Source organism: Bauldia sp., assembly GCF_965232525.1.
Classification (GTDB): domain Bacteria; phylum Pseudomonadota; class Alphaproteobacteria; order Rhizobiales; family Kaistiaceae; genus Bauldia.
This window is the reverse complement of record NZ_OZ246980.1, coordinates 3971807-3994490: the sequence shown is the minus strand read 5'-3', so window position 1 is coordinate 3994490 and position 22684 is coordinate 3971807. Positions and strand designations below refer to the sequence as shown.

Here is a 22684-nt window from a genome sequence, read left to right as displayed (position 1 = left end):
TGCGCCCGACGGTCATCGCACGACCTGAGAGTCATGCCTCGGCCGGCGTCTTGTGCGCTTCACTCGACCGACATCAAGTATTCGGCAACCGCCTGGTAGGCCGGCAGTGAGGTCGGGTCGATGGACGAATTGCCGGCTGTCGGAAAGGACGCGAACCGAACGATGACCATCTCTGCCGTCGGGTCGACATAGACTGTTTGGCCGTACACGCCACGAGCGGCGAAGGCGCCGTGATCGTTATGAAAGACCCACCACATTGACCGATAGCTTCCGCCTGGCAAGGTCGTGTAGCCGGCACTCTCGAAGGCTTGCTTGTCTCCCCCCTCGCGAATCCGCTCCACCACCGAGGCCGGAAAAAGCCGCTCGCCGTTGATCATCCCGTCATTGAGCATCAGCTGTCCGATCCGCCCGAGATCGCGGAGGCCGGCACTCAGACCGCCACCGGCAAAAGGCGTGCCGATCGCATCCACGGTCATGTAGGCGTTCTGCTCCGCGCCCATCCGGCTCCAGATCCGGTCGGAGAGCAGTTCCGTCACCGACTTGCCCGACACCCGCGATACGATCCAACCGAGCGCATCGCTGTTGATGGTCTTGTAGCCAAAGGCGCCGCCGTGGGTTCCCGCCATTTCGACCGTCTGCAGATACTCGAAATAACCGTTCGGTCCCTCATACCCAGCGGGCTTCGGGAGTGGGCTGGCCGCGGCCGAATACTCCCAGATCCCGGAGTTGGGATCGGCATAGTCTTCGCTGTAGTCGAGCCCGGTCGTCATATCCATGACCTGCCGCACCGTGGCCGAGCCGAAGGCGCTGCCCGCGAGCTCGGGCACAATGGACGAAACGGGAGCGGTTTCGTCCATCGTGCCTTCGACGACGAGGATCTCGGCCAGCAAACCGGTCAACGACTTCGTCATCGACATGGCCGCGTGTTTGCTCGCTTCGTCGAGGCAGCCGAAATAGCGCTCGTAGACGACCTTGCCCTTGTGCAGGATCAGAATGCCGTCCGTGTAGTTGGCGAGCAGGGACTCCTCCCACGTCATGGGCTCGTCCTCGCCGACCGGCGTGAAGGTCACCGCATCGATCGCGTTCTCGCCGACGGTCAGATCATAATCGAGCGGGATCGGCGCATTGAGGCCACGGCTGACCTCGCCGGTTGGGAGCAATTCACGAATATGGCAGACGGTCCAGCGAAGCTTGGGGAAACTGAAATAGTCGGATTCCGGCTGGAGGACGCGCTTTTCCGTAGGGGGCGGGAAGCCCTGCATCCAACCGAGCGCCCTTGGGTCTGACGTGACCGCATCCATGACGTCATCGGCCCGCGCGTGAACTGAGGAAAACGCCGCCATCAGCATGGCCGACAACAATGTGGATCCAAAGGCGATCTGCATTGTGTTTCTCATTCGGTGGATGTCCCTGTTTGTCGCTGCCGAACTGCCGGCACGGTTTTCGCGGACTCAGTAGCTGACGACGACGTTGACGAACCCTCCCAACCAGACCGGCGGCGTATCCGCCACGGCCAGGTCGAGCCCCTTTCCGGGGAAGGAAGCGCTGACGCCACCGGTCAGGAATGTATTCGGGTTGAGGACGCGCGTGTATTCGAGGAAGACGTCGTCGGCGAGATGTCGATTGGTCACGCCGGTAATGATGCTATCTTGTCCAAGAACCTCGAACCGCGCGGCCTGGCCGAACTGGATGGGGCTGCGCAGTTCGTTCGCGCGAATGTGGGTGTAACGCAGCGTCAGGATATCCCGGGGGGTTGGCGTCACCCCGATGGCCAATTCATAGGCGTTGACATTGGAGTTGATGAAGGTCATCGCCGACTTGGATCCGGTCGCCCAGGCGGCCGGCGATCCGTCATAAAAGAGAGGATCGAAGCGCTCGAGCGCGGCGGTGTTCGGATCGTCGCCCGAGAAGGTCTGAAAGGTTTGCGTGATCCGCGGCCGCCACGGGTGGCCGGAAAAGACATATCCGGCCTGCGCCCGTCCGCCCCACGCCTGCATGTCGATCCGGTCGTTCCACTCGTAGGCAAACTCGAGATCGGCGAACGCCTGCCCCGGGCCTACCGCCAGCCAGTTGGTCCGGGCGTAGACATCCACGACGTTGAGGCCTTCCCGGGCGCCGGGAACGATGATCGGCGGGCCGAAACCGCCCGGAGCCGCTTTCGGGTAGACCGAGTCCGACTGCGGGACGTTGAAAAGCGTCAGGCCGAGATAGCCGCCATCCGCACCGTCAGCCCTCAGGTCGAGGCCAGCAAGCGTGGTATGGGTGTCACTGGTCGTCAGTTCGTTCGCATCGAGATAGAACCCTGTCGCGGTGGCGCCGGCCAACGATGACTGGGCGATTGCAGCGAACTCCCAAGCCTTGCGCGGACCGAGTTTGAGCGCGCCCCGTTCGAAGCCGTTTGACGCACCGTTGGCGATCAGCATCCCGGTTCCAAGCCGCAATTCTCTTGGGCCGACGGATAGATCGAAAACCGGCGTATCGGATTCGCCGAACTTCAGGCCGACATAGCCTTCCTCGAGCGTGAGACGTCCGGTGTCTCCCGTCTCATAGGCGTCGGTCCCAGCAGTTCCGGACAACACCGCCGAAAGCGCTCCATAGAACGCGAGTTTTTCGGCGAGCCCGCGCTCGAAAGAAACACCCGGCTTGACATAGCCTTCGAGCCAGACTTTGTCGGGGTCGTATTGCTCTTCCGCTGCGAAGGTGCCGGCAAGATCCCAAAACAGGTTCTCTTCGCCGACCAGGTTTGTCCCCGCCTCGAAGTGGCCCCGTACAATCGTGCTCTGGTCTTCGTACAGGACCCAAGGGGCGCGATCATCCGCCAGCGCGCCGCAAGCAAGGAGCAACGGGCCGATGCAAGCCGCCCCCCTGACCCCGGCGGCAACGCGGTTCATCGCTTCAAGATCTCCTCGGCGCGCGAACTCACAAAATGATAGTTTCCGCCTCGGGAATGGCAAGCCTCATGTGGCTGGCGATGTCGGCTCGGATATCATCGGCACATTTCAGCCAAAGCCGCCCCCTCTTTGATTGCCTGGTCGGTACCTTGAGCCCCTCCCGCGGCCTCCGAAAGGATCAGCTTGTCCAGTGTCAGGTCCGAGACTGCCTTCCTGAGCCGCGAGCAGCTCGCTGGCTGCTTGTTTGAAATAAGAGGCGCATGGTGTACATTTTGGACAGGATCAAAAACGGAGCTGTGTGATGCAGCAGGTCTTCATAAGCTTCACAATACTTTTGAGCACTATTGGGATAATGCCAGAAACCGCGCGAGCAGAAAAACACAATCAGTCGCAAAAATACGACTGTACTGACGACAATGACTGTGTTTCAAATCAATGTGTTCATCAAGGGCACACTTACATATACTTAACCTGCAGCAAAAATCCTATTATTAACTCGGGCTCAAACGACAATCATGTTAAGGTCACATGCAATTCCCCAAACATAAATGTCACAGGCGCATTCAATTCAACAATTTCCGCCTGTGGGTATAATAATACAAAGAACGCTTGCAATCCCACCTATATCGAAATTCAGTACTGTAAAAATAACAATTAAAGACGGATCGCCCTCCGACGGGAGGCAATCGTCCGATCCATGGCCTCGGACCAAATCGCAGCCGTTTCGTCGCTCTGCGCGCCAGGGGGATCGGGCGTCAAGAGATGCATGAAGGAGGCCGAAAGCAGGATCGATTCGAGGCTTTCTCATTGCACGACCATATACTTGATGCATTGTGACAAGGCAGATCGATCCACGAGGACCCGGGATTAGGCCCATGTCACATCCGACGCCTGACCACATCATCAGTGTCGCGATCGGATACGGGGTGTCCAAAATTCTTCTGACTGCTGTCGGGCTTGGACTGTTTACGCGGCTCGCTCAAGCGCCGATGAAACTGGACCAGATCATCGATGCCTACGGTTTGGTACGACGTCCCGCGATGGACATGCTGGACCTGCTGGTGTCCGTGGACCTTCTCGAGCGAGAGGGACAGGGAGACACCGCCCGATACTCAAACACACCTGCAACGGCAAAATTCCTGAACAAAGCGAGCCCCGACTATCTCGGCGGCTTGATCGAGCTTTGGGAGAACCGCAACTTTCGCTACTGGGCAGACATCGATGTGTCTCTCCGCACCGGTCGCGCGGTCAGCGAAGCACGCGAGGACGATGAGGACTTCTTCGGAACGTTATACTCGGACCCGGATCGTCTCGAGAGCTTTCTCGACGCAATGACCGGTGCTTCGGCGAGGAATTTTGAAATGCTCGCGAAGGTGTTCCCCTTCGAAAAATTCTCCAGCATGGCAGACATCGGTGGAGCGGACGCACTGTTGTCACGAATAGTTGCCGCGGCGCATCCAAATCTGCGCATCAAGACCTTCGACCTCCCCGTTGTCACGGAAGTTGCACGTCGAAAAATCGAGGCCACGGGCTTCGAAGACAGAATCATACCCATGGCCGGCGACTTTTTTGAAGATCCGCTTCCTGCGGCCGACGTGATCACGATGGGTATGATCCTGCATGATTGGAACCTTGAACGGAAACTCATGCTGCTTCGCAAGGCATATGAGGCCTTGCCTGATGGCGGTGTTCTCATTGCGATCGAAGCGCTGATTGACGACGAGCGCAGAACAAACACCTTCGCACTCTTCATGTCACTAACCATGGCAATGGAGTTTGGCGACGCGTTCGATTTTAGCTTTTCTGAATTTCGAGGCTGGTGCGAAGAGGTCGGATTCAGGAGGTTCGAGGCTATTCCCCTTGTTGGCCCATCAACCGCGGCAATTGCCCACAAATAGTGCCTTCGTCGAAAACGCGAAGTCTGCCGTGTTGCGGAGTTTCGGCAGCTTACGCGTGTGGGGTCGATTACTGATGGCGCGGGTCGAAGCCGGGACTGGTCGTCAGATCGGCGGCATGGTCGACATGTGCACGCTCAATGCGGCCGAGGCCCAGGCGTGCAACGGAGCAAGCGCCTGATCGCAGACGCTGATATTGCCCGCCAAGCACTGATTGACCTGGCCTAGATCGATCACCGATTCCCGTCGCAACGCGGCGACGCCGAGGTAGTACCCGCTTCGCGCGACGTGGGTGATGAACCCGTAGTTCTGATAGCCGCGCGTCATATCCAGCGGGACCTGCAGTCCCATCGCCCCCTTGCGATTGGCAATGAAGCCATCCGGCCTGGTGATTGGGTGCGAATAGGTGAAATTCGGATCGGGAAAAAGCTGGCCGAGCGAAAAACTCACATCGTTCTCGAGCTGTGCAGAGAAGGCATTGATCTGAAAGAAGTCATAGGGTTGGTCGGAGCCGTCGAAAGACCTGATCCAGATGGTGACGCCATTGCCGGCGTCGGCCGTGCAGCCGCCCGGACCCGGCTGCGGTCTGGTTCCTTCCGGCAGCGGAACCACAGCACCAGACTGGAGGTCTTCCCAGATGTCGAACTGCATCGAGCTGAAATCGATTGGGTAGCCAAAGCCCACGGCAGCCTGCACCTGGTAGAGACCGTTCGGATCATCAACCGAGGCGGCGATTTCGTCGAAGCTGCTGGTCCGCGAACGCGACAGCGCGAAGTCGCCACAGCCCACTTGATCGAGCCTGGATTGAGGCGGCTGAACGGAGAAGGTGAGGGTATTCTCGGGATCGACCCGCTGGCCCGGCCGAATATCGGTCCAGCTTCCGGAGTCCAAGAGATAGCTGGCGCTGACTGCCCACACGATGCCCGAGGCGCCGCTTTGCAGTCCGCCCGCCCCGATCGCCACGACCCGACCTGCGTGGTCGAGGAGCGGTGCCCCCGAATGGCCGTGGGTCAGGTTTCCGTCGAGTCGGATGATCGCCGTCTCGAGGTCCCACGGACCGTTCCGCTCGATTTGCTGCCGCTCGGCGTCGGGCAACATTTGCCTGAGTCGCGCCGGCGGTGGGTCGTTGGCGGTCGTCACCGTGAGCAGCTTGTCGTCCGCGGTGGGGGCGCCGAGGGCGAATCCGACGGCCGCGACACGGGAGTGCACGGGGGGCGAGTCCGTCGTCACTGTCTGGACCATCGCGTCGACTTCCGCGTCTAGTCGCAGTGCGATCAGATCCTGAGCCCTGATCTCGCGCAGCGGTACCGCGATGAAACTGCCGTGGTTGCGGAACTGAACGTTGATCTGGCCACATCCGGCCACGACGTGGCGGGCAGTCACGACCTGATCCGCCGCTGGCCAGACAAAAGCCGTTCCCGACCGATCTTTGCCATGCGGGCATTGCGTCGCAACGACGAGGCCGACGTCACCGCGCGCGGCGCTAACCAGTTGCGCATTTGGAGATTGCGCGGCGACGGCAAGAGGCAGGCAGAGCGACAGGAGGATCGTCAGAACGCGGGCAGCCCGGTGCATGGCGATTACTCCGTTTGGTCACACAACAGGCTATGGACGAGATCGGCGAAGCCAGCCCGCTGGTCATCGGGCAGTGTCAACCCAAACTGTCCGGCCTGGTCCCAAGGGGCTCCGGCCTTTTCCATCGCGCCGAGACGGAGCTCCGGCGTGGCGAAGACAGTCTCCGACAGAGCCGAGCACTGGGCTAATGATTCGGCGCCGAAGGTGAAGCCCGCTTTGGTCGGTTTTTCGGGGGCAGGGGCGGCTGCCAGGTTTCCCGTCCTCAATCCGGTTTGATCGAACACGGCGAGTGCTTGTGCGAGTTCGTCTGGGAGGCCGGCTTCCTTGTAGTCCTCAATGACGGCTTTCAGCGGCGGCGCCAACAAGCCGTGAGTTCGGACCAGGATACCACCCGAGACGCCGACCAGAACCGCGATGGAGAAGGCGATCAATCGGACCTTGGTGACCGGTGCGGTCCCGGGCATCTTGCCTCCGAGGCCAAAGAACGCCGCAAGCAATGCCAGCAACCCGGCGAGTACATCTCCGGTCAGCTGCGATACCGATATGCCGACAAGGCCGCCCACGAGCAGGCCCAGGAACAAGCCCGACAAGAAGTCATTCAGGCTCGGAGCGCTTTCGTCTGCGGCCCCGGCTGTCGACGTCGTCACTATGCTGAACTCCGCACCGAATGACTGTGATTGGACCTTTGGCGACTGTACACAAGAACCTAGGTTCCTGAAAGGATCCGCGGTTCCCCGGCGGGAGGTGCGCTCGGCGCGATTTCGGAGAGGCGTCGATCACCAACAGCGACGCATTGGAGAAGCGGAAGTCGCTCGCTCGAATGTCGCCTAAGGGCCGTCGCGACCCACCCCGTCCACCCATCGCCGATGCAACAACGATTGGCGCGTCAGGGCTAGTCGCTCGCCGGTTCCCGGCTGACGTTCGATCGTCCCGAGTCGCGTCCGGAGGGTCGCGCAGGCGAACGGGTTGGTGTGTCCCGCCTATGGATGAACGAGGCCCTGCGATGACATCGGCGCCTGGCGCCCGTTGGGCGGCCCCGGGCGCGATTTTGCAATGGGCCAGCGCCAATCAGGTCACCCAGGTGCGGTCAAGACGCGCCTCGGTCGACACCGGACGCCGCCACTGGTCGATGATCGCCATTACCACCAGGGCAGCAAAGAAGAACAGGCTGCCGCGCAAGCTGATCGTCTCGTAGCCCGAACCGAACATTTTTGTCTGGATCCCGACGAGCCACAGGAGGCCTGCGCCAATGGCGGCCCAGACGAGTCGCCAGGGCATGGCAATCGTATAGAAGCGATCGCCGAGAAGCAGCGCCCGCCAGCTCGACTGGCGCATCGCCTCGGCCAGCGTCATGACTCCCAGCGCGAATATCGTGCCGGTGACGAAGAGCAGCTCCCACTCCCAATCGCGCTGGTTCGCGATGTGACCTACCGGCGTTCCGAACTCCGACATCATCAGCGTGCCGAAAAAGACGGTGGTCGCCAGCAACGCGAGCGGACGGAGGAGCAACGTGACCAGGAAGAACGCGCAGGAAAACTCGAGCACCATCTGAAGCGGCATGATGATGGCCGCATTGTCGGCAGCGAAATACAGGAACGCGGCCCACCACGTCGGTGCGCCGGTGGTGTCGGCGTATCCCCGGATGAGTCCCTGGTAGCCCTCGATCGTGAACCAATTGACCTGGATATCGGCAAATATCTGAATGCACACCATCGCGCCGACGATGATGATCATCAGATCGACCCAAGGGAACGCCGCTATACGGACCATCGGGCCTTCAGGCTTTGGCGGGCGCGCCTGACGATCCTCGTCGGTCAGGCCGGTGGCGATCAGGAGGGCGAGGATGACGGCGCCGGAGGCCAGCGCCACCGGCAGGTAGTCGGTTTGGCCACCGCCGCGTGACATGATGAAAAACCAGGTCAGAACGCCCGCGATAATGACGGAGAGGACACTCCACGCTGCGATCGAAATGCTGCCCCGCACGCGCGCGCCCAACCACTTGTCGCGTCCGGAACTGCCAATGAACTGCGGAAGCGTTGCCAGCCCGACGATCAATGCGAAAAGCGCCGGGAAGAGATACTCGAACGTCCAGATGCCGCTGGTGTTGCTTGTGACATACCAAATGACGAAGAAGAAGAGGCTCACCAGAATCGACATGATCGATCGCAGGACAAGAAGCATCAGCGCAACGCCGGTCACGGCCAAAAAGACCGCCGAGGCGAAACCAAAGAACGCAGCATTGTCGGCCATTGCGTTGAGCATCGCGCGCGCCAAATCGCTGATGTTGCCGGTGTTAGCGAGAAGCCTCGCGTAGCCGGCAAATCCTTCAGCGCCAAAATGGCCCAGCCCCCACTGCGAAAAGAACTGGTTGACCATCAGGCAGCCGAGAAAGATCTGCAGCAACGACAGCCACCGCAGGGAAAGAACGGTTTGCGAAAAGCGATTCATAATTGGTTCTCAATACAGAAGAAGAACGCTGAAGATACCCATTTTTCCGATGCTCGGCCACGTCCTCGCGGCTTTCCCCATCGTTCACCCAGCGCTGATGCAACAGTGATTGGCGCGTCAGGGCCGGGCGCTGTCACACTATGGTTGCGCGCCGGTTCCGGTTGACGTTCGATCGTCCCGAGCCAAGCGCGCGGCGGGTCGCACTGGCGAACGGTTCGGCGTGTGTGGCCTGAGATTTGAACCCGGCACGCGAAAGGTGTTTTCGATGACATCGGCACTCCGCTCCCGATCCCGCGTCTTATTGTTTGCGCCGCTGGTCGCGTTGGCTCTGCTCTGGTCCGATGCGGTCCGGGCCGAGACGGCGGCGCTGCCCGACTATGTGATCGAACAATTCGGCACGCCGCCCGACATCCCGGACGGTCCGTTGTCCGAGGCGGTAGAGGCCGCCGTAGAGGTCGCCTTCATCGACAGCATGGCCCAGTCGAACTGGGGGCCCGATCAGACGGCGGCGCTGGGGACCATCGCTGGGTCGAACGACCCGCGGCTCGTCTGGCTCATCAGCGACCTGATGCGCTTCGTTTCCGATCGCGGCTTACAGGTAGCCCTCACCGATGCGGCCGGCACGTTGCTGGGCAAGCCGTTGCGTAACGAAAATCCGTGGGGAGTGGTTACCGATCATCTCATCGCCTGGGACATTCCGGCGCCGCCGGATTACCTGACCGCCAAGCGCGCCATCTTCACCAGCCTGGTGCCCGGCTGGGACCAGATCTTCGTCGAGGGCGATATCGACTGGCGGCACGTCTCGTGGGGCGGCGTGCTGATCGACGATCGCCCGTACGACACCACCGACGACGTCTGCAACTGCATCCCCGCGGCGGACAATCCGGAGGTGACCAGCGCGGCGGACGCCACCTGGCTCGACGATGACGACGTGGTCTTCGGCATCGGGGTGAACGGCGAATACCGCGCCTATCCGCGCCAGATCATGGAAGTGCGCGAGATGGTCAACGATACGCTCGGCGGGCGGGACCTCGGCATCCCCTACTGCACGCTGTGCGGGGCGGCGCAGGCCTATTTCACCGATGAACTGCCCGACGGGATCGAACGGCCGGTTCTGCGGACGTCAGGCCTGCTGATCCGGTCCAACAAGGTGATGTACGACGTCAACACGTTCTCGGTGTTCGATACGTTTCTGGGTCATGCGGTGACCGGGCCGCTGGCCGAGAAGAGCCTGCAGTTGGAGCAGGCCACGGTGATCACCACTGACTGGGCAACCTGGAAAGAAGCGCACCCGGAGACGACGGTGCTGGCCGAGGAACTGGCGCTCGGCCGCGACTTCGATTTCCGCAACACCCGGGACGCGGACGGGCCGATCTTCCCGGTCGGCGATGTCGATCCGCGCCTGCCGGTGCACGAGGACGTCATCGGCGTCATCACTGCGTCGGGCCAGCCGGTGGCGTTTCAGCGCAGCACCGCCATGGTGGCGCTGAACAATGGCGAGGCAATCACCTACGAGAACGTTCGCCTCGAACTCGATGCCGGCGGCATCAAGGCGGTCGATGCGGACGGGGCCGATCTCGGCAGCCACCAGGCGTTCTGGTTCGCGTGGTCGCAGTTCCATCCCGACACGGAACTCTGGTCGGGGTAGGGCGGCCGCGGGCGGACACGAAAAGGGGCGGCCCGAAGCCGCCCCTCATGTCTCCAGGCTGCTTCGATGGCGACACGGCCGGCGCGCGCCCAGCGGCGAACGGCAGGTTGATTCGTTACTGCCGCTCAAACCTCATGCGAGACACCGCTGCATGCGGGCCGGACTCGTACGCCATCAGTTCAAGGGTGTTTTCGTCGACGATCCTGATCCGGATCACCGACGTGTCGGGATGATCGACCATGACATAGGTTCCGTCGAAGTCGCGGACGCCCAGCACCACCTCTTCCGCTTCCATCGTGACCTCCCGCCCGTCGTCGACATCAAGATTGTCCGCCGAAAGCCTCCAGCTATAAGTGCCGGCGAACGTTGTTCCGTCGTGATCGGAAATTTCGAGAACGATGCTTTCGATCGTGTCCGGTGTGTGCCGCGCTCCATTCCAGCTTCGACCGCTGATGTCGGTCATGGTCCAGGTTCCCGCCAGGTGTTCGCCTGTATCCTGCGCAGCGATGTCGTCTGAAAAGACAAGGGCCGAAGCGGCAAGGGCGACAGCGATGTAGCCGAGAGCTCCGTGTCGTGTTCGAACCATCGTGTTGCTCCTTCGTCTTCCCGTGTGAATCAAGCTGCCACGATAGCACTGTGCATGTTGACGTTGGTCAACACGGCTTTGCGGACGCTCGGGGCACACGTTCGGCGACAGGACGTTTGCCGGGAAGACCCCGCGATCCCATTGCGCCAGGAAGAACTCAGCTGCTTCGATGACGTGGATCGGAGCCCGCCATCGACCGCTGCGCAATCGGCACGGTCAGAAGCGTCACGACGCCGACGACAAGGAAGAGCAGCAGATAGCTGTTCGTTTCGGCAAGAAGGGCGCTGCACACGGCGAGCCCGAGACTGCCCCCAAGCATTTGTATGGTCAGATTGATGCCGCTCGCCTGACCTTGCTTGTCCTTCGGCACGGCGTTCATCTGCACCCGCCGGACCGGAATCGCGATGCTCGGCATCGACGCTCCCCAAAGCAGAAGGGGCAGGAGGGCAGCCAGATAGTTCTGCTGGAGTGTCGCCAACGCCAACAGAAGGACCGCAATCCCGTGAATGGTTGTCCCACGAACCAGCGTGTATCTGGAGCCGAACCGATCCGTCGATTTGCCGATCAGGATGGCGGTGCCGAACGTCGGCAGGATCGCCAGGGAGACGGCAACGCCTGACATGATCGGAGACTCACCCAGAACGTCCTGGAAGAATTGCGCGACAAAGACAAAGACGACGATTTTCTCGAACTGAAAGATCGCGAATATCACAACGCCGCCGCCAAACTCCGGGATCTTCAGAAGCGACAGGTCGAGGAGCGGCGCCGGCGTCGTCAGCTCCGTTCGCAGGAACAGAAACAACAACACCGATCCGAGGATGAGAAGACCGAGTGTCGAAGGCGAAAGCCAACCCCAGGCGGGTCCCTGCATTACGGTGGTGACGAGACCGAAGAGCGCAACGATCAGAAATACCGGGCCCATGACTTCAATTCGCGGCCGCGGTCCGGACGTCTTCTCTCTTTGCGCGTCATAGGAGGGCGACCAAGCCAACCAAAGCAAGACGACGATGCCGATGACGAACGGAATGCCGATCCAAAAGATCAGCCGCCAGGACACTGTTTCGGTGAGAAGACCGCCGACCAATGGGCCGGAAGCCATGAAGATGCCGCCGACCGTCGTCTGATACCCGAATGCCATGCCGCGCTTTTCCGGAGCGAAAGCGGCGGTGATCAGGGCAATCGAGGTCGGGAAAATGAGAGCGGCGGCGATTCCCTGTAAAGCCCGGGCGGCGATGAGCATGGTGCCATCGGGTGCTAGCGCGGCAAGCAGAGAGGACAGTGCGAACAGTGCCGCGCCGGCGGAGAAATAGCTTCGTCGGCTGAAGAGGTCGCCGAAGCGGCCGGCTATTGCGACCGCGCACGTGAAACTCAAGAGATACGCGTTGACCACCCAGTGTCCGGCCGAGGCCGACAATCCGAGCTCGGCGGTAATCGACGGCAGCGACACGGAGACAATCGTCTCGTCCAGCACGATCAGTCCGAGCACGCCACTCATCGCGCCCAGCAGCCACCATCGTTTCTGGTTGTCGTTCGCCACTTACCCGCGGGTCACCGGACTGGGTCCTCACCGAAGCACATGAAAGGTTTCCGTATGCAACGTCGCGTCGTTACCACAATGGGCTAAGCGGTACCATCATTGCGGCGCTATCCGCCACGGACGGCGGGAGGGAGAGCGTTCGTGTTCGTGTCGCGTAGGTTCCGATCTGTCGGCCGAGCGATACCGTCAGCGCGACCGTCGGTTCAGCTTTCGCCTTTGGTCAGATACGCCATCCACGAAATCACCGCGGCGGCCAGAAACAGCAGCCCGATCACCGCGTAGGCGCCGATGCCGGGGGCGGCCTGCGGACCGTCGGGAAAGGCCATGCGAAAAAGCCCGGCAATCAGCGACAGCCATCCGAGCAGCGTTACGATCACGCGCCAGTCGCGAACCCAGAGATTGTGAAACCAGACGACGGCAAGGCCGCCCGTGAACCACAGGATGCCGTTGTTGAAAACGGTGGTCGGATGGATGCCCTCCCAGATGTGAAAGTTGAGGGTCTCCAATGCGGTCGCCGCCATGATTGTCGGCCCCATGATCGCGGCGATGTTGCGCGAGGTGTCCACGTGTCTTCTTTCCTTGTCTCGATAGGCGTTTCGTTCGGCCGCTTCCTTCCTCGACGGCCGCCCGGGGCGCGTTGACCTAGCTCAAGGGCGTGTCGCCGGCGCTTCAAAGGGCCAATTTTGGCCGCCGACGGTGCCATCTGACATCCTCTCCCGGCGGGAGAGAGAGGTTTGCCTTGGCGCGGTCCGAGCTTAGGTAAATCGGTGAGGGGCGAGACCCCTTCACGAGTGATCGTTTCCGGGAACACCCCTCACCAAGCTCGGCTAAACCGGCTCCGCCGCCAAGCCTCGCTATCCTCTCCCGTGGGGAGAGGAGTGGCGAGAGCGCTGCGGTCCTGCGTGCTTCGAGGCTTCGCTGCGCGAAGCTCCTCAGCATGAGGGGGGGCAGGCTTGGTTTCGTCGACATCAGGGCGGAGCACCGCTGGCCTCATCTCGGGAGTCACCCCGAGCCTCATCCTTAGGTGCGAAGCCGCGTATGCGGCTGAGCCTCGAAGAGCCTGCCCCCGACCTGATCGGGGGGCGCACCGCGTTGCGGTCGCACCGCCAATACCCCTCACCGTTGCGTCGTTCTGTCTGGCGTTCGCATACCGCATCGGGATCTCGTCACCGGTCGTCCTCTGGCTTGACCAGAGGATCCGGTATCGCCGGTACGCGGCTGGGCAGCGAAGCGCCGAAGCCGGCGTCACGATTGTCATCGGAGCAACGGTTTCTATGGGTCCTCTGGTCAATCCAGAGGACGACAGGGCGTGGGTTGCTCGCCGCCGCGTTTTGCGGACTAGCGGTCTATCGTCCGCTCTTGCCGGGAGAGGGGCGCACTGCCGTACGGCGTTCGCGACGGTGGCGAGTTCGCACCGTCGCAACGACCGGGTGGATTTTCGCGCGCGTCATTCGCCGACCAGACGCATCAGGCGCTTGGCGCGGTTTTGGCCGCGCCATTCGCCCCCGACTCGCGCCCCCAGGATCGCGCCAGCAACTGCGCGATCTCCATTCCGAGACTTGCTTCGATGGCCAGGCCGAGTTCGTTGTCGTCGGCGATCAGTTTGTGCAGTTGCTCCTTTTTCCAGGTGATCACGCGGGTCGGTTCAACCGCGACAACGGTGGCAAAGGCCGTATGTTCGCCGGGCGCCGCCAGGAAACTCGCGGTGCCGAAGAAGTGGCCTTCGCCCATTTCTTCGACCTTCTGTCCATCGATCTGGATGTCGACCTTGCCCTCCACGATCAGCACGACCTCGTCCAGGGCCTTGCCCTGCGTCGCAATTCTTTCGTTCGCGGCAATCGACCGGGACGTGCCGGTCTTGAACAGCGTGCGTACATGCCTCGGACGAAGGCGGTTGAGCGCGATCTGATACAGACGCTTCTGCTCGTCGGTGAAATGAACCGGGCGCCGCTCATACAGCAGCCGGGCGATCCAGTAGGCATTGATCGCGATGAAGGCGACGTCCCAGCCGATGCCGTCCCACAAGGGATCGGGCTGGAAGAAGAAGTAGGGAATCTCGAAACCGAGGGAGATGACGGTCAGCACGCGCAGCCAAAGGATGTCGCGCATGATGTAGGAGACGAGGAGAATCCCGTAGGACAGGTTTGCGATCACCTGGAGGTCGATGTCTGGCATGTCGCTGCTATCCGTCGTTCTTGAGGTCCAAGGGCGTCATGAGCGGACCATCATCCACACTATTGGTGCTCGGTCGATGTTGAGATGGCTCTGATGGCCGAACGCGCTCCGGGCTGCGAGCGATTCGGCTGCTGCGCCGATGAGGTTTGCGAGACCGGTGCGGTTTCGGGCGGACGGCGCTGCAGCAGGCTGGACGGGGCTGAGAGGCGGACGACGCCGACATCCCGTAACAACGAACCAGGCGCGGGCGAGAACAGAGCGGTTTTCGCGTTCTTCGGACTGGTTTCAAGGCCGAATTGAACCACATCAACGATCGTGACGTTCCGGCCCCGATCGCGTTGGGCCGCCTGGACAACCCCTGAACGGAGAGAGGACTTGGAAACACTCGCCGAAGACCTCCGCACGATGGTGCGCACCCCGCTATTCGATGAGCATGTGCAAGCCATGCGCCAAGTGGGCAGTGTTGAAGAGGTGCCTGCCGGTACCATGATCTTCGAACCAAGCGACGCCATGGACCGGTTCTGCTACGTCCTCGAAGGCGAGGTTGAAGCGGTCGACCCCCGCACCGGCCGACGCTACGGCGATGGTGCGACGCTTGGGCCCACCCAGTTCTACGGCGAGATTTCCTTTCTGTCCGGCGCCCGACTTCAGATGGGCGCCCGCGCCGTGCGGGACACCAAGCTGCTGTGCGTCGAGCGGCAGGCGATGCTGGACCTCATGGCCCACACGCCGGAGATGTCCGATATCATCATCACGGTCTTCGCCGCGCGCCGGCGCAGGCTTCTGGAAAGCAATCAGGCCGCGCTCACGCTGATCGGCGCCGAGGTCGACCGCAACATTCGGGCCATTGCCAGTTTCGCGGCGCGTAACCGCATTCCCTTCAACAGCATGACGCTGGACGAGCAGGAGGCCGAGGCGGTGGCGCACCGGTGCAACATCGGCCCCGCACAGCCCGCCGCCATCTTCGGCAAATTCGATGTGGTTCCGGATCCGACGCCGCGGGAGATCGCGCGACGGATGGGGCTCGATATGGCGATCCAAAACGATACCGTCGTCGATGTTCTGATCGTAGGCGGCGGCCCGGCCGGCGTGGCAGCGGCTGTGTATGCCGGGGCCGAAGGGCTGTCGGCGCTGGTCCTCGAAGACATGGCGATTGGCGGTCAGGCGGGCACGTCGAGCCGGATCGAGAACTATATGGGTTTTCCCACCGGGATTTCCGGTGCCGATCTGTGCTGGCGCGGCGAGGTTCAGGCGATGAAGTTCGGCACGAAATTCGCGGTGCCGCGCCGGGCGCAACAGCTGGACCTCATGGACGATGGGACGTTTTGTGTGACCCTGGATGACGGCGACGAAGTCTGCGCCCGCGCGATCATTGTGGCCACCGGCGTGCAATATCGACGCCTGCCGCTCGACCGGCTCGAGGATTTCGAAAGCGCAGGACTCTATTACGCCGCCACGGACGTGGAAGCACGGTATTGCCGGGACATGGACGTGGCCGTGATCGGCGGCGGCAACTCGGCCGGTCAAGCCGCGATGTTCCTGTCGCGCACCGCCAGCCATGTGCATCTTCTGGTGCGGGGCCAGAGCCTCGCCGCGTCGATGTCGTCCTATCTCCGGTCCCGGCTGGAGGCCCATCCCCGGATCACCATCCATTACCAGTCCGAGATGTCGGCGCTTCATGGCGAGGATCATCTCGACGCGATCACCATTCGCGACAAAGGCGCGGGAGAAGACTCGCGGCTGAACACACGGGCGGTTTTCATCATGGTCGGGGCGGCGCCCAACACCCAGTGGCTTGCGGGGCACGTCGCCCTGGACGACAAGGGGTTTGTCGTCACCGGGGAAGAGGCCGGCGCGCATTCTGCCTATGCCACATCGCATCCCGGTATCTTCGCGGTCGGTGATGTGCGCGCGGGCTCGGTCAAACGAGTGGCGAGCGCAGTGGGCGAAGGGTCGGTGGTGATAAGCCGGGTTTGGGACTTTCTCAACCGCTGACGCTATGGGCCGACGGTCGCCTTGAATGCCAACGCGACGATCGAACGACCACACGACCGCATCCCTGAACCGACCTACAGCTATACCGGCCAAACGCTGCACTTAGCGGCAGTGCCTTGACGGCCCAGGGGCCAATGCGGAGCGCAGTCTTGATGGAGGGTTGCCGGGTAATATTGGTACGCCGAGATCGGACACAGGACCTCGCATGCTCTATGACTTTCTTGACCGGTACTCAAATGAGTTTACAATCCCCTCTAAAGATCACTTACAGGGTTGGAAAAATGCGATCTTCGTCCCGCCGTAAGAAAAACGTGTTTGTTGCCTGGTGTGCATCTTTTGTTTTTGCTTTGAGTTTTGTCCTATTGCCAACCCCACTGTCAGCCGATCAGGTCATCGACTTGCCGGCTTGCGGCTCGACAAAGTGCAATTACAGTCACTCCATAAAAGAATATCAGACGCATGTCTTTGTCGCTACATGCAACGTGCCGAATCTCGGAGAGGTTCTAATCGCTTGCTCGTCAACATCACCTCATATTAAGTGCGGTTCAGTTGTAGACGAGTTTAGACAAGCTCAGTGCACATGCGACAATAAAGAGTCTGATCAGCCAAAAAAACATCCAGTCTCAATAACTGTAACGTGCGAACAGCAGTGATTGCCGCTGTCGGCTGTTTCCCTTCGAATCTCGTGACATGGCTTATCGATGATGCAGCCGGTTTCGTGTCGGTCGAGGATCAGAAGAAGACGAAGTCGTCCGAGCTGAGGGACCAGATGCTGACGCCCTTCAGGGTGAGGCTGTCGCCGGTCTCGAGGCTGATGACGACATCGCCGCCGACCTGAGCGGCGGCGGCCATTACCGCCTCGAAGCTGCCGACCAGCCCGCTTTCGATGCGAATGACGTCGTCGCGTGAGGGACCGGCGCGGAAGTCGTGGATGACATCGTCGCCGAAGTTGCGGTTGAAGACGAAACTGTCGCCGCCGCCGTTGCCGTGGAGGTCGTCGTTGCCGCGCCCGCCGTTGAGGACGTCGTTGCCGGCGCCGCCGACGAGCGTGTCGTTGCCCGAGCGGCCTTGAAGGGTGTCGTGGCCCTCCAGGCCGCGCAGCACATTGCCGCCGGCATCGCCGGCGATGGAATCGGAGGCGCTGCCACCGGTAACGTTTTCGATGTCGATGACCCGCGAGGGGGTGAACGCGAAGATCGGGCCGAACGGGCTTGGGGTCGCCATGTTCAGGCTGCCGGTGGCGAGGTCGACGTCGAGGATCATCGTCACCACCGCCAGGCTCAGATGGTCGATGCCCTGGCCGCCGTCATAGGTCTGATTGGGCGACAGGCCGCCGGCGCCGGGCATCAGGGTATCGTTGCCGGTGCCGCCGAGGAGGCGGTCGCGTCCGCCGCCGGCGATCAGTACGTCGTTGCCGAGGCCGCCGCGCAGGACGTTGTCCGCGGCGCTGCCGACCAGCCGATCGTTGCCATTGCCGCCGATAACGTTCTCGATGTCGACGAGCGTCGAGGTACCGAGGCCGAGCACCGGCCCGAGCGGACCGGGGGTGTAAATGTCGAAGATTCCGGCCGACAGGTCGACCAGATAGTCGCCGGTACGGCCGGAGAGATCGAAGGTGTCGGTGTCGGCGCCGCCGTCGTAGAGATCGCCATAGGCGATCTGGTCGCCCGGCGTCAGCGTGTCCTCGCCGGCCTCGCCGAACAATTCGTCGACCCCGCCATTGCCGATCAGGGTGTCGTCGCCGTCACCGCCGACCAGGACGTTGTTCGCGGCGTTGCCGATCAGCGTATCGTCGCCGTCGCCGCCGATCGCCTTCTCGATGATGGTGTCGCGGGCGATGATGACGTTGCCGCGCTGGCCGTAGACGCTGGAGAAGCTTTCAGGGTTGAGGTCGATGATCTGGTCGCGGGCGGTGCCCGAGTAGTTCAGCGTGTCGAAGCCGCCGGTGTCGTAGATCGTAACGGTCGGGAACTCGTCTTCCGGGAAGATGCCGTAGACGAACCGGCCAGTGGTGTTGCCGACGCCGTAGACGTCATCGCCGCCGCGGGTGGTGGTGTTGACGCCGTAGAGGGACTGGATGGCGAGGATGTCGACGATTTGCGGGGTGAGGGGATAGGCGTGGGAGGCGTCGACATTGGGGTTCTGGTTCTGGCTGAAATACGACATGGTCGAGATCTGCCAGGAGTCGTTTTCGAAGATGGCGTCGGTGCGGAAGTCCGGCGACCCGAGGCTGCTGTTGTACGGCCCGGTGTGGCCGAGCCCGACGGCATGGCCGATCTCGTGGACGATGGTCGAGAATTTGTGGTTGAAGGACTGCCAGTCGTCTTCGTCCTGGCTGAGCCGGACGAGCTGAGCGCCCGGCATTTCGGGGTGCGGTTCGACCGAGGTCTCGACCGCATGCGACTGGAAGACGATATCGGCTTCGCCGGTGACGAAGACGAACGACAATGTCGATACATCCGACCAGAGGAGAAGGGCCTGCATGACCATCTCCTGATCGTCCTCCGACAGATCGGTGATGTTGATGGCAATCTCGTCCGACGGGTCCAATCGCGGGTGCGGCTGGCCCATGAACTCCCAGTATCCGTGGGTGAGGTATGCGGCCATTTCGTCGTATGTCGCCATCTCGCCTTCCTTCCCCGGTTGGCAGCGGATGCGGACTATGCCGTCGCAATTACCGTTCTGGAGGCGCGGACGATGTGCAATGATCACCGTCACACCGGCCGGCGGTGGGAACTTATTTCAGGGCTGGCATCGCTGCCCGAGGTGCAGCGCTCACCTGCCAAGCCCGTTCGGCAAGAGGCGATAATTGACAAAGAACGTCGGGCAGCGGTGGAATTACTGGGCTATAATGGGGCAGGGCACATTCGTCGATTTTGCCAATAACGTCGGCAGCCCGAAATTTGTTCTTCCCTTCATTTATATCGCTTCGGGCGCGCCGGTTATTTTGGCCGGGTTATTGCTGCCAACCGTTCAGGTGTCGCGCATTATCGGGCAGATCTTTTCGGCTCCGGTTATCTCCGGCGCGCGCCAGAGAAAACTGTACTGGTCGATCGGGCTCGTCTGCATCGGCCTATCGCTCGGCCTGGTTGGAGTGAGTGCTCACCTGCACGAAAACACCACGCTGATCATTTTCTTCGGCCTCGCAGCCGTCTTGGTCGGCGTTTTCCAAGGGCTCTGCCGCATCGCCTACCAGCAGCTTCTCGGGGATTTGCTCAACCGCGAAAATCGCAGCAAGGTTTCGTTTGTTCATGTCGCGATCGGGGCTGCGCTGACCATTGGGGTGGCCTGGGCTACAATAGACCTGCTCACGCACGAAAATCCCCTGCACGGTCATGTGGTGCTGCTTTGGGCGGGCGTCATCGGTTGCGTTGCTTCCGCGCTCGTGGTGACGCTCATCCGCGAACCCGCCACCGAACGTTCGCAGGCGATACCGGGCGAGAAAGACGCCAGCGCCGGGGGCACCCTTCGTAAGACCGTTGGCGCGTTCAAGGACGCTTCCAAACTGGGTTGGTTCCGTCGGGTGGTTGTGGCTTGGGTGATGATGCTGTCGATCGAATTCGCCATGCCCTTTTACGCGATTCACGCTGCGTCCCTGCACGCGGAGGAACACAATTCTCTCAGCCTGTTCGTGATTGCCGCCAGTCTGGGTGTCATCCTCAGCGCACCGGTGTGGCATTGGATCTCAAAATACTCGATCAAGATGGTCATGGTGGGTTGCTGCCTGGTGGCACTCGCGGCCGCAGGCTATGCGATTGCCGTGACGGTCGATCCCAGCATCCATGACCGCCCGCATTACGCCGGGGTCGTCTTTGCCATTGCGACGGCGACGCGGGGGCTCACCGTGGCCCGGACGCTCTATCTCGTCCAGGCTGTTCCTGGCGACCAGCGCCCTTACTTCGAAGCGGCGGCTCGGTCGGTGACCGGCACTATCGCCATTCCTCTTTCGGTAGGGCTTGGCGTGCTCGCCCACATACACAGCGAAGTTGGCTCGATCCTGGTCCTCGGTTTCCTGAATGCGCTGACCATTCTGGCAGTTCTCCGCCTCCGGAATGAAATCGATGTATCCGCGGAGCGGCTCCAATCGTGAGCTATTCTGCCAAGACGACAGCCGACCTGGGCCTCCAAGTCGTCGCGAAGCAGATGCGCCGCGCGGAAGGTACGCCGCCGTGGCGGACGGCCGTGCGCAACGATGGGCGTCGCGCCTTCGGCAGAGGATCAGGATGGGCGTCCGAAACTATCTGATCGAAGGCGTGTCGGGGACCGGCAAGACCGCCGTCTGCCACGAACTGCGGCGGCGCGGTTATCACGCCCTCAACGGCGACCGCGATCTGGCTTATCCGGGCGATCCCGAGACCGGGAAACCGGTGGATCGCCCTCTCCACCTAAACGAGGCGGACGCGGTTGCTTGGGTGCACGCGCATGGGATCTGGGATATCGACAAGGTCAGGGCGCTGGCCGCCGACCGGAGCCACGCTGCCTCGTTCTTTTGCGGCGGCTCTCGAAATTTCTCCCGCTTCGTCGATGTGTTCGATCGGGTTTTCGTTCTCGATATCGATCGCGACACGCTGGTCCGACGGCTGGCGCGGCGACCGGACGACGAGTTTGGCGGACAGGCCGCTGAGCGCGACCTGATCCTGCGTCTGCACGAAACGAAAGAAGACATCCCGACGGGTATTGTCATCGACGCCACGGCGCCGCTTGAGCGGGTGGTGGACGCGATTCTGGAGCGGTGTGTTTAGGTCGGAGACGGCGGGATGATCTGACTTAACGAAACAGGGCCGCAGGCATCCGCCTGGGAGGCACATCCATGCAAACGAGAGACGCTTCGACGCCGCAGGACGTTCACGGCGCGGTCACGATCGATCAACGCGTCATCGGTTCTCGGCAGAGGGAGAGATACATGGGTTCGATCGCTGAAAACGGCGGGCTCAGTTTGGCCGTCGAAGATGGCCGAGTCATTGCCTTTTGTTGTTTGGATCACCGCTACTTCTTTGAGAAGCCATTCATTTCTCTTCTCATCGTACATCCGAATTTCCGAAGACGGGGGGTTGGGCGAGGGCTTCTCAAGTCCTCAGAGGCCAAGGGTTATCCAGAACTATGGACCTCAACCAACCGGTCGAATGCGCCCATGCAAGCCCTTCTCCAAGCGTCCGATTGGCACTACTGCGGTGAACTCCGCGGGCTCGATGAGGGTGACCCGGAGATGTTCTTCACGAAGTCATTGTGATCGCCGACCTTCTCCGCCGCGCCCTGCCGCAGGAAACGACGCTCACCGCGACAGCTTGAGCATGACGGTCCCGATCAGCGTGGTGGCGATGGATGCGAGGCGCGCCAGGTTGAGGCGCTCCTTGAGGAAGACGATGCCGATCAGCACCGCGAACACCATGCTGGTTTCCCGGACGGCGGAAACCAGTGCCAACGGCGCCTGGGTCATCGCCCAGATGACGATCCAGTACGCGACCAGCGATATGACGCCGCCGAGCACGCCGACCTTCCATGATTTGCGCACCGACACGAAAACCCGGCCCCTGCGCAGATAGAGCGGGTTACTTCGGCGCGAAAACGCAGAGTTTATTGCCTTCGGGATCCCGCACATAAGCAACGTAGTGTGTGCCTTCTCGCAAGCCAGGCTCACCGGCATCTTCTCCACCATGTGCAAGGGCGGCTGCATGGAAAGCGTTCACAGCCGCGTGGTCTTCGGTCTCGAATGCAAGCATCGTCCCGTTACCGCTCGTTGCCGCTTTGCCGTCATATGGACGGGTTAGGCAGACCTCTGCCCGCTCTTCTCCACGGCCGTACTGTGTCCAGGTTCGAGTCGTGACTTGCCGCACGCCACCGATCGCACCGAACACGGCATCGTAGAAAGCAATCGAACGGTCCATGTCGTTTGTGCCAAGCGTAGCATACGCGATCATCTTCAAAATCTCCTTG

The 22684-nt window shown here is 61.6% G+C and carries 18 protein-coding genes; 6 read left to right on the top strand and 12 right to left on the bottom strand.

Annotation, left to right across the window (positions count from 1 at the left end; all coding sequences use genetic code 11):
- Positions 1–59: 59 nt before the first annotated feature.
- A complete protein-coding gene (locus ACO076_RS18945; RefSeq protein ID WP_421726779.1) occupies positions 60–1349 on the bottom strand; it encodes a serine hydrolase domain-containing protein in 1290 nt (429 codons plus the stop codon).
- A gap of 102 nt (positions 1350–1451) precedes the next feature.
- On the bottom strand, positions 1452–2891 hold the full coding sequence (locus ACO076_RS18940) for an alginate export family protein (protein ID WP_421724371.1): 1440 nt from the start codon (positions 2889–2891) through the stop codon (positions 1452–1454).
- Between the two features lie 875 nt (positions 2892–3766).
- On the opposite strand from ACO076_RS18940, the gene ACO076_RS18935 reads away from it, so the two are divergent.
- Positions 3767–4789: a methyltransferase gene (locus tag ACO076_RS18935; RefSeq protein WP_421724370.1), complete on the top strand. Its 1023-nt coding sequence runs from the start codon at positions 3767–3769 to the stop codon at positions 4787–4789.
- 102 nt (positions 4790–4891) lie between these two features.
- Here ACO076_RS18935 and ACO076_RS18930 read toward each other — a convergent pair whose 3' ends face one another.
- From ACO076_RS18930 to ACO076_RS18920, 3 genes are all read right to left on the bottom strand, one after another.
- Positions 4892–6361, bottom strand: coding sequence for a S1 family peptidase (locus ACO076_RS18930; RefSeq protein ID WP_421724369.1), 1470 nt, complete (start codon positions 6359–6361; stop codon positions 4892–4894).
- Between the two features lie 5 nt (positions 6362–6366).
- Positions 6367–7008, bottom strand: coding sequence for a hypothetical protein (locus tag ACO076_RS18925; RefSeq protein WP_421724368.1), 642 nt, complete (start codon positions 7006–7008; stop codon positions 6367–6369).
- Between the two features lie 421 nt (positions 7009–7429).
- The gene (locus ACO076_RS18920) at positions 7430–8809 is read right to left on the bottom strand and encodes a hypothetical protein (RefSeq protein ID WP_421724367.1); all 1380 of its coding nucleotides are present in this window, start codon (positions 8807–8809) and stop codon (positions 7430–7432) included.
- 265 nt (positions 8810–9074) lie between these two features.
- Here ACO076_RS18920 and ACO076_RS18915 point away from each other — a divergent pair, with 265 nt between their 5' ends.
- Positions 9075–10457, top strand: a complete 1383-nt coding sequence (locus ACO076_RS18915) for a DUF3179 domain-containing (seleno)protein (protein WP_421724366.1) — start codon at positions 9075–9077, stop codon at positions 10455–10457.
- Between the two features lie 115 nt (positions 10458–10572).
- Here ACO076_RS18915 and ACO076_RS18910 read toward each other — a convergent pair whose 3' ends face one another.
- The 4 genes from ACO076_RS18910 to ACO076_RS18895 all read right to left on the bottom strand — a co-directional run bounded on the left by ACO076_RS18910 (position 10573) and on the right by ACO076_RS18895 (position 14689).
- Entirely contained in the window at positions 10573–11043 is a 471-nt protein-coding gene (locus tag ACO076_RS18910) for a hypothetical protein (protein WP_421724365.1), read from the bottom strand.
- 157 nt (positions 11044–11200) lie between these two features.
- Positions 11201–12580, bottom strand: coding sequence for an MFS transporter (locus ACO076_RS18905; RefSeq protein ID WP_421724364.1), 1380 nt, complete (start codon positions 12578–12580; stop codon positions 11201–11203).
- A gap of 203 nt (positions 12581–12783) precedes the next feature.
- Positions 12784–13146, bottom strand: a complete 363-nt coding sequence (locus tag ACO076_RS18900) for a hypothetical protein (protein ID WP_421724363.1) — start codon at positions 13144–13146, stop codon at positions 12784–12786.
- A 901-nt stretch (positions 13147–14047) separates the two neighbouring features.
- On the bottom strand, positions 14048–14689 hold the full coding sequence (locus tag ACO076_RS18895) for a Crp/Fnr family transcriptional regulator (protein ID WP_421724362.1): 642 nt from the start codon (positions 14687–14689) through the stop codon (positions 14048–14050).
- A 441-nt stretch (positions 14690–15130) separates the two neighbouring features.
- On the opposite strand from ACO076_RS18895, the gene ACO076_RS18890 reads away from it, so the two are divergent.
- A complete protein-coding gene (locus tag ACO076_RS18890) occupies positions 15131–16750 on the top strand; it encodes an FAD-dependent oxidoreductase (protein WP_421724361.1) in 1620 nt (539 codons plus the stop codon).
- A gap of 732 nt (positions 16751–17482) precedes the next feature.
- Here ACO076_RS18890 and ACO076_RS18885 read toward each other — a convergent pair.
- A complete protein-coding gene (locus ACO076_RS18885; protein ID WP_421724360.1) occupies positions 17483–19375 on the bottom strand; it encodes a M10 family metallopeptidase C-terminal domain-containing protein in 1893 nt (630 codons plus the stop codon).
- A 184-nt stretch (positions 19376–19559) separates the two neighbouring features.
- On the opposite strand from ACO076_RS18885, the gene ACO076_RS18880 reads away from it, so the two are divergent.
- The 3 genes from ACO076_RS18880 to ACO076_RS18870 all read left to right on the top strand — a co-directional run bounded on the left by ACO076_RS18880 (position 19560) and on the right by ACO076_RS18870 (position 21980).
- The gene (locus ACO076_RS18880) at positions 19560–20840 is read left to right on the top strand and encodes an MFS transporter (protein WP_421724359.1); all 1281 of its coding nucleotides are present in this window, start codon (positions 19560–19562) and stop codon (positions 20838–20840) included.
- A gap of 133 nt (positions 20841–20973) precedes the next feature.
- On the top strand, positions 20974–21492 hold the full coding sequence (locus ACO076_RS18875; protein WP_421724358.1) for an AAA family ATPase: 519 nt from the start codon (positions 20974–20976) through the stop codon (positions 21490–21492).
- Between the two features lie 68 nt (positions 21493–21560).
- Positions 21561–21980 (top strand): GNAT family N-acetyltransferase, encoded by a 420-nt coding sequence (locus tag ACO076_RS18870; RefSeq protein WP_421724357.1) that lies wholly within the window; start codon positions 21561–21563, stop codon positions 21978–21980.
- Positions 21981–22022: 42 nt separating this feature from the next.
- Here ACO076_RS18870 and ACO076_RS18865 read toward each other — a convergent pair whose 3' ends face one another.
- Positions 22023–22349, bottom strand: a complete 327-nt coding sequence (locus ACO076_RS18865; protein ID WP_421724356.1) for an EamA family transporter — start codon at positions 22347–22349, stop codon at positions 22023–22025.
- Positions 22300–22668: a VOC family protein gene (locus ACO076_RS18860; RefSeq protein WP_421726778.1), complete on the bottom strand. Its 369-nt coding sequence runs from the start codon at positions 22666–22668 to the stop codon at positions 22300–22302. The genes ACO076_RS18865 and ACO076_RS18860 overlap by 50 nt, the downstream gene beginning before the upstream one ends.
- Between the last annotated feature and the right edge of the window lie 16 nt (positions 22669–22684).